General features: G+C 38.5%; 11 protein-coding genes. 1 reads left to right on the forward strand and 10 read right to left on the reverse strand.

Annotated features, from left to right (window positions below; translation table 11 throughout):
* Positions 1–101 precede the first annotated feature (101 nt).
* The gene (locus tag JJN12_RS06350) at positions 102–1,634 is read left to right on the forward strand and encodes an ATP-binding cassette domain-containing protein (protein ID WP_208428896.1); all 1,533 of its coding nucleotides are present in this window, start codon (positions 102–104) and stop codon (positions 1,632–1,634) included.
* Between the two features lie 228 nt (positions 1,635–1,862).
* Here JJN12_RS06350 and JJN12_RS06355 read toward each other — a convergent pair whose 3' ends face one another.
* The 10 genes from JJN12_RS06355 to JJN12_RS06400 form a co-directional block, all read right to left on the reverse strand.
* Positions 1,863–3,374, reverse strand: a complete 1,512-nt coding sequence (locus tag JJN12_RS06355; RefSeq protein WP_208428897.1) for an ATP-binding protein — start codon at positions 3,372–3,374, stop codon at positions 1,863–1,865.
* Between the two features lie 12 nt (positions 3,375–3,386).
* Complete coding sequence (locus tag JJN12_RS06360) at positions 3,387–4,715, reverse strand: vWA domain-containing protein (protein ID WP_208428898.1); 1,329 nt, start codon at positions 4,713–4,715, stop codon at positions 3,387–3,389.
* Between the two features lies 1 nt (position 4,716).
* Positions 4,717–5,556, reverse strand: coding sequence for a leucine-rich repeat domain-containing protein (locus JJN12_RS06365; protein ID WP_208428899.1), 840 nt, complete (start codon positions 5,554–5,556; stop codon positions 4,717–4,719).
* Entirely contained in the window at positions 5,553–6,083 is a 531-nt protein-coding gene (locus tag JJN12_RS06370; protein ID WP_208428900.1) for a hypothetical protein, read from the reverse strand. The genes JJN12_RS06365 and JJN12_RS06370 overlap by 4 nt, the downstream gene beginning before the upstream one ends.
* A complete protein-coding gene (locus tag JJN12_RS06375; RefSeq protein ID WP_331466915.1) occupies positions 6,074–6,685 on the reverse strand; it encodes a J domain-containing protein in 612 nt (203 codons plus the stop codon). The genes JJN12_RS06370 and JJN12_RS06375 overlap by 10 nt, the downstream gene beginning before the upstream one ends.
* Positions 6,672–7,496 carry a DUF5685 family protein gene (locus JJN12_RS06380; protein ID WP_208428901.1) on the reverse strand — a complete coding sequence of 275 codons (825 nt, stop codon included), beginning with the start codon at positions 7,494–7,496 and terminating at the stop codon, positions 6,672–6,674. Before JJN12_RS06380 ends, JJN12_RS06375 begins: the two co-directional genes overlap by 14 nt.
* Positions 7,497–7,655: 159 nt before the next feature.
* Positions 7,656–8,945, reverse strand: a complete 1,290-nt coding sequence (gene serS / locus JJN12_RS06385) for a serine--tRNA ligase (RefSeq protein ID WP_208428902.1) — start codon at positions 8,943–8,945, stop codon at positions 7,656–7,658.
* A gap of 118 nt (positions 8,946–9,063) precedes the next feature.
* Positions 9,064–9,777, reverse strand: a complete 714-nt coding sequence (locus JJN12_RS06390) for an adaptor protein MecA (protein ID WP_208428903.1) — start codon at positions 9,775–9,777, stop codon at positions 9,064–9,066.
* Between the two features lie 101 nt (positions 9,778–9,878).
* Positions 9,879–12,284 (reverse strand): endopeptidase La, encoded by a 2,406-nt coding sequence (gene lon / locus JJN12_RS06395; RefSeq protein ID WP_208428904.1) that lies wholly within the window; start codon positions 12,282–12,284, stop codon positions 9,879–9,881.
* Positions 12,285–12,619: 335 nt separating this feature from the next.
* Positions 12,620–13,495, reverse strand: a complete 876-nt coding sequence (locus tag JJN12_RS06400; RefSeq protein WP_331466916.1) for a phosphoribosylaminoimidazolesuccinocarboxamide synthase — start codon at positions 13,493–13,495, stop codon at positions 12,620–12,622.
* Positions 13,496–13,556 lie beyond the last annotated feature (61 nt).

The following is a 13,556-nucleotide window of genomic DNA, read 5'->3' on the forward strand; positions in this document are numbered from 1 at the left end:
CATCATAAGAGATGATAATTGATTGTGATGCCGATTATAGGATAATGGGAATATTTAGTCTGTTTCAGAAATGAAACAGGCTTTTTCATTTTAGGAGGATTATGCTACAGATAAAAAATCTAACCTTAACCCATAAAAAGGATAATCGAATTATACTAAGCGACTTTTCCTCTTCATTTAACGATGGAGATAAGGCTGTAATTATCGGCGAAGAGGGAAATGGTAAGTCCACTCTACTAAAGTGGATATATGACAAAGAGCTAATAACAACCTACTGCGATGAAGATGGAACCCTTATTAAATCCGGGGAAAAACTTGCTTATCTCCCACAGGAGATGGCGAATGAATTGCTTAAGCTAAGCGTATATGACTATTTTATGCAGTCAGATGGTTTCCTCTCACAGAGCCCAAAAGCTTTAAGCAAGATTGCCAAAGACTTTGGGCTTCCCGATGATTTTTATTACAGCGAACAATTAATGGAAACTCTGTCAGGAGGCGAAAAAATCAAAGTCTCACTTATCAGGCTTTTGCTTGAGGAACCTACAGTTCTTTTACTTGACGAGCCATCTAACGACATTGATACAGATACTCTTTGTCTTCTTGAAAATATAATAAATAATTTTAAGCATATAGTCATTTTCATATCTCATGACGAGGTATTAATTGAAAATACTACCAATATGGTGATTCACCTTGAACAGATTAAAAGAAAAACAGAAAGCAGATATACAGTAGCAAGGCTTCCATATCTCCAGTATATGGAGGAAAGGAGGCGCGATTTTAACAACCAGGAAAGAGCTGCTGAAAATGACAGGCGTCTGAAAAAGATTCGAGATGAAAAACTAAGCCGCATATACAAAAGTGTTGAACACGCACAGGCAACTATTTCAAGAAGAGACCCCGCAGGTGGACGGCTCTTAAAAAAGAAGATGCATGCAGTAAAGTCTATGGCTCACCGCTTTGAAAGGGAAGAAAGAGACTTGACTGAAAGTCCTGAACAGGAGGAGGCTATCTTTTTTAAGCTTGGAGACAGGAACTCTTTAATTCCATCCGGAAAGACAGTCATAGAATTGGAGCTCCCTAAGCTATATACCCCAGATAACAAGGTCCTCCTTGCTGAAAATATCAACTTAAATCTTCGTGGTCCTGAAAAAATCTGCATAACCGGAAAGAACGGCTCAGGAAAGACAAGTCTCATACATAAAATTGCTGAAATCTTGCTATCTAGGACTGATATAAAGGCTGAATATATGCCGCAAAACTATGAAGATATGCTTAAACTTGATATAACTCCTGTGGAATACCTCTGCCCTGATGGCAGCAAAGAAGAAAGAACAAAAATCAGAACTTTTTTAGGTTCGCTAAACTATACATCAGATGAGATGGAACACCCAATCTCTGAGCTCTCAGGTGGTCAAAAGGCGAAGATTTTTCTGCTTAGGATGAGCATATCTAAGGCTAATGTACTCATACTTGATGAGCCTACGAGGAATTTTTCTCCTCTTTCAGGCCCCGTAATCAGAAGGATGCTAAGGGAATTTCCGGGTGCCATCATAAGCATTTCACATGACAGGAAGTACATAGAAGAGGTCTGTGACAAGGTCTATGTTTTGACAAAAGACGGTCTCAGGTAGTGCTGCTAAATATTCAGGGGACTGCCTCAATAAGCGGAAATATAGCAAGATATAATAATTTTATTAAATGATGTGTATCGCATTCTTATTGTGGCAGCCCCCTGACTAGGCTTAATCTAAAGCAGTTCAAATCTATTTACCTTAGGATTTCCGAGAAAGTATCATCTTCTTTCAATTGTTGTAACATATTTCTATGGTTTTTTGGTTTCATTGTAACATAATGATCTGCTACTCCCCTCTTATCTCACTCATAAGTTTTTCACGCATCGAAGATGTCTTAAGGAGTTTTCCATACTTCTTAAGATCCACACTAGAGTGTTCCCTTATGAAATTCATACTGTAATAATTGGTCTCAAGCTCCGAGATGAAGTAAACCATTTCTGAACCTGAAGCCACGACAAGTTCCTCGCTGTCATCAGATGGCGTGAAATACTTTTCCATAAAATTAATAGCATTGGAAAGTGCCTTCTCAGCCTTTTCTGTGGTGGCAATTACTAGAGCCTTCTCTTTAGCAAAAAACTCAGACATATTAGTGGCAAATTCTTCTTCTGAAAGCCCCTCAGTCAGTGCTACAAGCTCAGACAGCTTACTTATAGTCTTAATATAAATCTTATCCTGCACCTTGTCTAAGGCCCTGCCAAGAGTAAGCTTCTCGTACTCTTTCCTTTCATCCTCGTAGAGCTCACATACTGTCTTATAGCCCTCTTCCTCCTTAGCCCTTTTAAGCACATTAAATAGCCTTTTTAGATATTCCTCTTCTCTGTAAGTCTTTATAAAATAGTTATTAAGTCCCGAAAGCATCATAGAAATAACGCTTATTTTCTCATCAAAGCCAGCTTCTTCATAGCCTGGAAGTTCAGCTGAAATATCTCCATTTTCAAGTATATCTTTTATCCTATATTTATTCTCATATTTATGGAAAAGCTCAAGGAAGTTGACAAAGTCTATAGCTATTCTCTTATCCTTTATAAACTCAAGAGCTACCTCATTAGATATATCAAAGCCCTTTCTCTCATATCCCCATAAAAGCACAGAGAAATCCTCCCATCCCCTTGGAGTAACTATTCTCTTTCCTTCAACCGTAGTCTCCATGTGGTAGAAATTTTCTTTTTTAATCTCTAGGAAACTCATTATAGCAGGATGAACTCCCTGCTTTATCGCATAATTCTTCCATACGCTATATTCTGCTTCAATTGTTATCTGTCTTATTCTATCCAGGGTAACAGTATCAAACTCCCTTACAGACTTATTATAGCCAGCAGGATTGCCCGCAGTAACTATAATCCAGCCCTTAGGTACACTGAAGTTGCCAAACTTCTTCTCCTGAAGGAACTGAAGCATCATAGGCGCAAGTGTCTCTGATACACAGTTAATTTCATCAAGGAAAAGTATTCCCTCCTTAATGCCTGTCTTTTCTATGCTCTCGTAGATACTTGCAATAATCTCGCTCATAGTGTATTCAGTGGTAGAATACAGCTTACCGTCATATTCCCTCTCTTTTATAAAGGGAAGACCCACTGCACTCTGCCTCGTATGGTGGGTAATGGTATATGACACAAGGGCCACACCTTCCTCTGCTGCCACCTGCTCCATAATCGCAGTCTTACCCACTCCCGGAGGTCCCACCAAAAAGAGTGGTCGCTGCTTCACCTGGGGCATCAAATAATTGCCCATCTCATCCTTTTCCAAATACAACGCTAAAGTACGCTTAATCTCTGTCTTAGCCGCTTCTATATTCATCTTTTTACCTTTCTAAACATCCATCACCAAATGCATTGCCCATACCGGAAACTCTCCACTCATATAAGGGAATTTCCCATCAGGATAAGCAGTCTCGGGAAACACAAAAACTACATCATACTCAGGCTTTGCTTCAGGATAAATACCATATCCGTCTGTAAAGTAAATTAATCCAGAAGGCTTACTCATTCTACCCTCTTTTACTTCATCAGCTATATAGCTAAAGGCAACTCTAAAGTCTGTGCCTCCCCTCCCGATAATTTCAAACTCTTTTATATAATGCTCAAGTTCTTCTTTATTATGTAGTACCTTAACATCCTGAATCTGATTGTCACATTGAATAATAACACATTCTCTGGTAATACCAAAATCCTCAGTAACACTTTCTTCAGTCAGGATATTCACAGTCTCTTCAAGGAAGGCAGTCACAATCTCCCTGCTTACCGATCCTGAGGTATCTATAACAACCACAAAATTTTTAACTGCTTCCGAAACCCTGTATTCCGGCTCCTCTATAAGAGGCATATTCCCATAAAGCCTAAGTCCATAGTTATAAAATCCATAGTCAAAGGTCTCAAAATCAAGCTTAATCTCTTCCACAGGCTCCTTAAACTTTCTGAGGAAATCAGTATAAGATACCTTTTCCCTATTCCTTGTCACAAGACTTTGATACAGCCTTGTATTTTCTATACCTATACTCCTTGAATATGTCTCAATCTCCGTCTGGATTTTAGTACTTACATCCTTCCAAAGCTCTTCCTCTCTCGCATTATCTTCCTGTTTATCGTTTTTAGCCTCTTTATCATCATTATTTTCATTATCCCAAAGCGAATGGTCATCCACCTTAAAGTAATTCTCAAGAGCAAGTATATCTTCTTTATTCTTCTTTAAATAGTCATAGATGTATTCTGCAGAAAATATCTTACACTCCCTTGCTATCCTTACCTCAGCTTCTTCCTTAAGAGGTGGAACAACCATAGTTACGCTTTTGGCTTCCATTTCATCTATAATCCCCTCCACCATAATATCGCAGGCAAGGTTCCACAAATCCTCATCCCTCTTCTCCCTTTTATACATATGTCCAAAGAGGCAGTGAAGTACGCTGTGAAGATAGGCTCTATTGATAATGAGAGGATTTTCCATATACTTCTCAGCAGCCATCATTGGCAAAAAATACAGCTTTCCGCCATCTGTAGCGAGGAAGTCCACCCTCATATCCGCTACTATCTCCAGTCCGTCAATAGCTAAGTAGAGGTATCTCATAGACAGGTAGAGTTCATTTTTTGCGGCGTTAAATATCTTTAGTCCAAGATTCTCCCATTCTTTATTACTTCTTCCCATTTTATATTTCCATATCCATTATGCTTGTTTTCTTAAACTTCTTGTTTCTATATTCAATCATAATATTGACACCCTCTGCAAAGTCTGTCTCGCAAAAGAAATCACAGGCCTCATCTGCTGCCTCCCTTGTGTCAAATATTCCCACATCGATATAGGCTGTAACCGAGGCGCTGTCTTTATTTTTTGCGGCATCATCTAAAAGAGCTTTTTTATTGTTTACCAAAAACTCAAGGTACTCAGCCCTTTTTTCATCTTTAAGCTCTACAGGATATATAAGCCTTGCTTTGCATACCATAATCGCCTCATTTAAGTCCATTGAGTATTTTTGAATGGTAAACAGCCCATCGTATTTCATATAGTCTATTCCTTCTCTGCCTACACATTCCCTGTAATTCATCCCCGCACCGTGCATGATTTCAGCCACTATTTTCGCTCCTACATTATCCTGAAATTCAGGTTGAAAATGCGGAAAAAACAATTCATTACCATACACCGAAACCATCACAGATTTTGACATAGCTAATAGTATTTCCTTAAGCCCTCTAAGACTTCCTCCTGCCCTTTTAACCTCTATATAGTCAAGCTTGCTGCAGTTACGAAAAGCTCCGTCACCAAAGCTTTCTATTTTGTCATAAAATACAATTTTGCGTAGATTTCTACAGTTGTAAAAAGCGTTATTTCCTACTTCTTCTACATTCTCGGGGAGACTAACCTCAGTTAGCTCTCTATGTTCCTTAAAAGCGTAGGCAGCCACCTTCGTTAGCTCTCCTTCGCCTTCATAGACAGCCTCTTTTAGTTCAGCCACATTGTAGTTACTTCCCAAATATTTATTTAATATCATATCAAACCCTTAATCCTGTTCCATATACCAATCTGAAACGCATCATAAGCTTTGTCTCCTACATACCAAGCAGGCTGTATCACCGCTACAGCAATCAAAAGCCATTTTGTACTTACCTGTGTTAGGAAGAGCGTAGGGAATATTAGAACAAGAGGTACAGTGAGCAGGTTAAATACTGCTAATTTTGAAAGAAAATACAATAGGTTTGATCTTTTGGCATCTTTAATCTCACCCTTTGTCATAAGTTCCCATATTGCCTCTCTTGCAAATATATATATTTCCACTACCACATACGTGATTATCTTTGTTTTATCCGGAGCTATGAAAAATGCAAGAGCAATGGATGCAGCCAAATATGCTCCTCCCATCTTAAAGCCTGACTCTCTTATCACCACTCCCACAAAAAATCCGGACAGGCTTAGCAAAAAAAGCGTACTCATACCGAATACGCCTTCAAGTATCACCAAAACCATAGAAACAGCAAGGCAAAGCCCTGCATAAACTAATTGTTTTACATTTACATGCATGAGCACAAATCTCCTCCCATACACTCACAAAGTGAATCAGCTAACCATAGCTTACAACACAGGTCAGTTGCATCATCAAATCCACTTCTACCACCTCTATACACGTTTCTTACCTCGCCGTATCTGTTGCCCTGAAAGCTTAGACGGTTGACAAGATTCTGATATTCTATGTTGTTTGGCTCCATAGATACTGCCATCCTTGCATACTCCATACCACGAAGGTTATTGCCAAGTCCCACCTGAGCAATTGCGCTATAGTAATACCATTTTGCATTTCTGTTAGGCATAGAATCAAGCAGGCTTAAAGCCTGACTGTAGGCTCTTCTGCCAAGAAGATTGTATACCTCAGCCATTTCACCGCTCTCGCTGTTATTATATCCGTTATTGTTGTAATTACCTGCATAATTATAGTCTCCGTTTTTTTCCTTCATAATGGCATCATAAGCTTCCTGAACCTGCTTAAACTTTTCTTCTGCCAATGATGAAAGAGGATTCCCAACATAAGAATCCGGATGATATTTCCTGCTAAGTTCTTTGTAAGCTTTCTTTATTTCATCAATACTTGCATTCCTTGATACTCCAAGCACTTCATATGGATTCATTCTCAGACCTCCTGTCAAACTTTTTCCACACACCATCATACAATATATTTCTCAAAATGTCGACATCTTTTATAAGTGGCAGCCTTTCAAATGATGCAGCACACTCACTTATTGTCATCTCAAGCATATATTTCACATTTTCCTTAAAGTCCTTATCTTCATAAATCTTCTTAAAAGGATTATAATTCCCCCTTTTTATGTCATCCTCTACATCTTCATACGCATCCATTATATATATAAATTTGCCTATGAAAAAGCCTATTCTTCTCAAATCTTCTTCCCAATTATCCTTTTCATATACGAATATTTCTGCCATTATCCTGCCAAATGTAGCAGCTGCTTTCTCTATGTCATAATCCTCTGCCTCTTCAATTCTGCTTAGGTTATCAAGCTCTTCTCTAATTACATTTGTCTGCCTTTCATACATACCTATGGCCCTTTTATAAGCATTCTTATATGCCAAAAGCCCTGCAGCCGCCTTAAGCTTCTTCTCATCCTTATAGTCATCATCAAAATGCTCGTAAGCCAGGATGATATTCATATCAGCAGCATACTCACTAAACTTATTCGTAATTACAGGCTTTTTTTTAAGAGGATGTACCAGGCAGCGTTTACTTACTATAGCTGAGTCAGGCTCATATAATGACGTAAGCAGGACTATGAGAAACGTCATATCATAGGAGAGCGAAAATCTTCCGCTTACGCCGTATCTTTCTCCCAAAGTCTCACAAAGCCCACAGTAAAAGCCTTGAAACTCATAAATTTCCTTAAGCCTCAGCTCCATCTTATTAATATTTACATATCCGTACATAAATCTCCAAATACAAAGCTTACCGTTAAAGTTATAAATCTCCGATTTAACTGACAATATAAGATTAAACCTTATATCAATCAAAGTCAATTAAATCGAAGACTATTAATCTTAAAAATATTTTAAAATACTTACAAAACTCTTAACTAAAAGTATCCTTTACTTTTTCTTAGGAACAAGCTTTTCCTTACCACCCATATATGGTCTTAGTACCTCAGGAATGTTCACGCTTCCATCTTCATTAAGATTATTCTCAAGGAAGGCAATGAGCATACGAGGTGGAGCAGCAACAGTATTGTTGAGTGTGGTTGCAAAATAATTGCCACTCTTGTTACGTACTCTTATACCAAGTCTTCTGGCCTGAGCATCACCGAGATTAGAACAGCTTCCTACCTCAAAATACTTCTGCTGTCTAGGACTCCATGCCTCAACATCAACTGACTTAACCTTGAGGTCAGCAAGATCGCCTGAACAACACTCTAGAGTTCTTACAGGAATATCAAGACTTCTGAAGAGGTCTACAGTATTCTGCCACATCTTATCATACCACTTCATTGCCTCTTCGGGTTTGCATAATACAATCATTTCCTGCTTTTCAAACTGGTGGATACGATAAACTCCTCTTTCTTCTATACCGTGAGCACCTTTTTCCTTACGAAAACAAGGTGAATAACTGGTAAACTTAAGCGGAAGGCTCTCTTCATCAAGCATCTGTCCAATAAAGCGTCCTATCATAGAATGTTCGCTTGTTCCAATAAGATAAAGATCTTCACCTTCAATCTTATACATCATGGCATCCATTTCAGAAAAGCTCATTACTCCTGTCACTACATTGCTCCTAATCATAAAAGGAGGTACGCAGTAGGTAAATCCTCTATCTATCATAAAGTCCCTTGCATAGCTTAGTACAGCTGAGTGAAGTCTTGCGATGTCACCTATAAGGTAATAAAATCCATTACCTGCAACCCTGCCTGCACTATCAAGGTCAATACCCTCAAAGCTCTCCATAATCTGAGTATGATAAGGTATCTCAAAATTAGGCACCTTTGGCTCGCCGAACCTCTGAACCTCTACATTCTGGGAATCATCCTTACCAATAGGCACGCTTTCATCTATTATGTTAGGTATAGTCATCATTATTTTCTTGATTTTCTCATCAAGTTCAGCCTGCTCTTTTTCCATAGACTCAAGCTCTTCGGCATCGGCTGCGACTCTCCTTTTTAGCTCCTCAGCATCGTCCTTCATTCCTTTAGCCATGCAAGCTCCAATCTGCTTACTTAGCTTGTTCTTTTCAGCACGAAGGCTGTCTCCCTTTGTTTTTAATTCTCTAGATCTCTCATCAAGCTCAATCACTTCTTTTACCAAAGGAAGCTTTTCATCCTGAAATTTATTTCTGATGTTCTGCTTAACTACATCCGGGTTCTCTCTGACAAATCTGATATCTAACATAATGCCACTCCTATAAAGTATATTTTTTAATACAGCCTAAAACACCTTAAACCCTATAACAAGCAAGCTTGCACAGGGCTTAAGAATATTATTAAGTTTTAGCAAAGGTCAAAAGAAACTAAATATTTCTCATAACCTGAATTGCTTTTCTTGCTATAAGCAAGTTGCCATGTTCCATCAGGAAGGCTTCAAGTGTAGGCACATTATTTATCTTTGCCCCATAGTCAATGGCCGAAAAACAAATCTTCGCATACGAAAGCATTGACATCGAGGCCTTATGCACTACCAAAATAAAGCCGTCATCCACCTTATACAGATCGCTTTTTATAGGTCTGCCATAAGAGATAGACTTTGCATATTCAGTTATATCATCAAGTGTGTCAAAATGCAATACTGTAGTTGTTTTTTCTCCATCCAACCCAACGATTGAATCGGTAATCAGCTTTTCCGGAGACTTCTCCTCATCTTCCTTACTTTCTCTAAGGGCCCCCATTTCACTGATGAACTGACGGAGTTGGTCAACCTGTGACATCTTCTTAAACAATGATTCAAGTCTGTCTGCCATACCGCCTTCCATAGCATCCTCAGCACCTGCATCGGTTATGGTTATAGATACTTTTCCGCCCGGCATCTGCATTATCCCAAGAGTTACCATACCGCTTTGGGAAACATTTCCAACTTCTGCGCCTGCTTTTTCAAGTAGTTCTTGGATAAAGTCAGAAACCTGATCGTTTTGTTCAATAAAGTCATCAATGCCAATTCCGTACTCTTCCAAGTCTTCAGTTGTAAGAATACATCTGACTGTTGCCTTATTTAACCTTATAAATTTCATTCTTTACCTTTCTTTACTTGATAGTTAACTAACACCTCTTGTTCCACTTATAATGACACATTTTATAAGTTTTTTCAAGATATTTTAAACGACAATACTACTTAATTAGCTATAAAATCAGAATTCTTATTTTTCCTCTTAACCGGTATTACAACTTTCTCCTTATCTTCATTTTTTATCTTTTTATTTATCTCCTTAAAAAATCCCTTATTATTAGGATAGAACGAGAGTCCAAGTGCTTCTTTTGCAACATCAGTAACTGTGTCTACAAGTACTATCTCAAGTGATTTCTTAGTTGACTCAGGTACATCAATAAGGTCCTCTTTATTTGACAGCGGTATGAGTACCTTCTTTATACCGGCTCTTTCTGCCGCCATCAGCTTTTCAGGAAGCCCTCCTATAGGAAGAACCTGTCCCCTTAGAGATATCTCTCCAGTCATTGCAAGCAGAGAATCTACTTTAATACCAAGCACCAACGAAATTATTGCAGTAAACATAGTTATTCCTGCAGATGGACCATCCTTTGGTACCGAGCCTGAAGGCACATGGATATGTATATCTTTATCTCTAAAATCTATTTTCTTGTCAAATAGTAAAGACTTTACCAGATTTACCGCTATTGTGGCAGACTCTTTCATTACATCTCCCAGTTGACCTGTTATTACAATCTGCCCTGTTCCTGCAAATGCTGTCGTTTCTATAAAGAGGATTTCTCCTCCTGCCTGTGTCCAGGCAAGGCCAGTCACTACGCCTGGAATATTGTGCTTAAGTACCTTATCGTGAAGAGCCTTTTTATTGCCAAGTAGTTTAGGAAGATCTCCTTTCTTTATAACTACCTTTTCAACTTCTTTTTCAAGAATCTTAACTGCTGCCTGCCTCATCAGCTTGTCAATCTGCTTCTTAAGCCCTCTTACTCCGGCTTCCATAGTGTAATTGGCGATTATGTTCTTAAGCACTGAATCAGATATTCCAATATTTTTCCTTAAGAGTCCAGTCTCTTCAAGAGACTTTGACATAAGGTGCTCTTTAGCAATATGGAATTTCTCTTCCGCAGTATAACCAGAAAGCTCTATTATCTCCATTCTGTCAAGGAGTGGCTCACTCATCTCATCTATGCTGTTAGCAGTACAAATAAATAACACCTTAGAGAGATCATAAGGCACATTCATATAATGGTCTGTAAAGGTAACATTCTGCTCAGGATCAAGCACCTCAAGAAGTGCGCTCTCAGGGTCGCCATTGAAGCTTCCATATCCTAGCTTATCTATTTCATCAAGGACAATTACAGGGTTGTTTACACCTGAGCGCTTAATGCTCTCCATTATGCGTCCCGGCATTGCGCCTACATAGGTTCTTCGATGTCCTCTTATCTCAGCCTCATCCTTTATACCTCCAAGGCTGATTCTTATATACTTTCTACCAAGCGCCTCAGCTATAGCCTTACCCATACTGGTTTTCCCGGTTCCCGGTGCACCGGTAAACAAAATAATCGAGCCTGCATTTTGCTTCTTAAGTGCCATTACCGCAATCTGCTCGGTAACTCTTTCTTTAGGCTTCTTAAGGCCATGATGGCTCTTGTTGAGTATTTCCTTTGCCTTTTTGATATCTATTTCCTGCTCTTCTTCAGGCTTCCAGCTAAGGGCAGTAACAAACTCAAGATATTCAAGTGTGGAGCCATATTCGTGGTCATCACTTCCCATCTGTCTAAACTTGTTAAATACCCTGTCTATCTCAACTTTAACCTCTTCAGGAAAGCCAGCTTCTTCTATTTTACTTTCAAGCCTCTTTACATCCGAGAGTTCATCCTGATTATATTCGGAAAGTTCGTCATTAAGCAGTTCTATCTGCCTCCTAATCATACTTTCTCTGTAATTATCACCCTGCTTATCCTGGATTTTCTTGTTAATATCTACCTGAAGTTCAACAAGATCCCTGTACTTAAGCATCGCCTCAGAGATAAGATGGTATCTCTCCATAAGCGAGTCGGTTTCAAGCATTGCATATTTCTCTTCCACGGTTAAGTCTGTATAAGGCCCTACTATGCTTATGACTTCGTTGACATTATCAAGCTTTTCAGAAAAACGCATAGCCCAGCTTCCCCACTGAAAATACGAAGAAATCTGCGCAAGATTCTCTAAAACCATATTAAATACGGCTCTTTGCTCTCTCTCATCTATATCAGCCTCGTCATAGATAATCTCATACTCTGCGTTCAGAACCTCTCTGTTTGCTACAAGGTTAACTACCTTTACCTTTATTTCAGTTCTTACAGCCATTATCAAATCGCCATCAGCATTTCTAATTCCCTTAATAACTCCTGTTAATCCTATAGGATAAAAATCCTCTGCTCTAAGTTCTTCTCTAGTCTTCTCTTCCTTAAGTGGTAAAAGTATTACTGTATCTTCTACCTTTAATGTGCTTTTTTCCCTGTCTGTAAGTGAATCTGGCTCGAGATTGTACTGCACGTCAGGTAAAATTATTGTATTGTAAATAGGTATAACTAACATCTTACACCTCCATTCTTATTTTAGTTTATAGTTATAACGCGGATGCCACTGACTACTGTGTCAGTTTATAAAATGATATCATTTGACAGTATTTTGTCAAGTTTTTAAGTATAATTAGTTATTTTCAACTTCTTAATAAGTATATCATATAATTGTGTTTTTACTGTGATAAACTGGTATTTTTCAAGTATATTCTTACATTAATGCAAATACCGATAAGCCAAATACTGAGCCTATCGGTATTAACACAGATTATCAAGTGTTTTGACAATCATATCATTATATACAATTGTGATGTTATCTTATTGGATAGCAATATCCATCAAGTTATAATATTATCTCTTGAAATCCTCTCCTGTAAGCAGCTTGAACGCTTCTTTATACTTCTCTATTGTCTTCTCTATTACGTCCTCAGGAAGAAGATAATCACTGTCAGGATTAGCTTTAAGCCAGTCTCTTACATACTGCTTATCATAAGAAGGCTGTCCTGCTCCCACCTTGAAGCCCTCAAGAGGCCAGAATCTGGAGCTGTCTGGAGTGAGCATCTCATCACCTATAACGATATTGTCATTCTCGTCAAGACCAAACTCAAACTTGGTATCTGCTATTATAATACCCTTTGAAAGTGCATAGTCAGCACATTTCTTATAGAGAGCTATAGTTGCATCTTTAAGCTTTGATGCATACTCCTCTCCCTTACCCGGAAACTCCTTTTCAAGTACATCAATACTCTGCTCATAAGATATATTTTCATCGTGAAGACCTATCTCAGCCTTTGTACTTGGTGTATATATAGGCTCAGGGAGCTTTTCTGACTCTTTAAGTCCCTCTGGAAGCTTTATACCACAAACCGTTCCATTTTCCTTGTAGCTTGCCCAGCCGCTTCCTGTGATATAACCACGGACTATGCACTCAAGCGGAAGCATACGAAGCTTCTTAACCTTCATGCTGTTACCTGTAAATTCAGGCTTTCTAAAAAACTCAGGCATATCATTTACATCTACACTTAACATATGGTTAGGAAGAATATCCTTTGTAAAATCAAACCAGAATTTTGACATCTGAGTAAGAATGGCTCCCTTATCTGATATCTTATTCTTTAATATGTGGTCAAATGCCGATATTCTATCAGTTGCAACCATAATTAGGCTGTCACCGATATCATAAACCTCTCTAATCTTTCCTTCTTTAACAGGAGCATACTCTTTCATAATCATCCTTCCTTTCATAAGTAGACTTTAATAATAATCTATGATTATACTATATCACTTA

Origin of the sequence: Catonella massiliensis, assembly GCF_016651435.1 — a bacterium.
GTDB classification, from domain to species: Bacteria; Bacillota; Clostridia; order Lachnospirales; family Lachnospiraceae; genus Catonella; species Catonella massiliensis.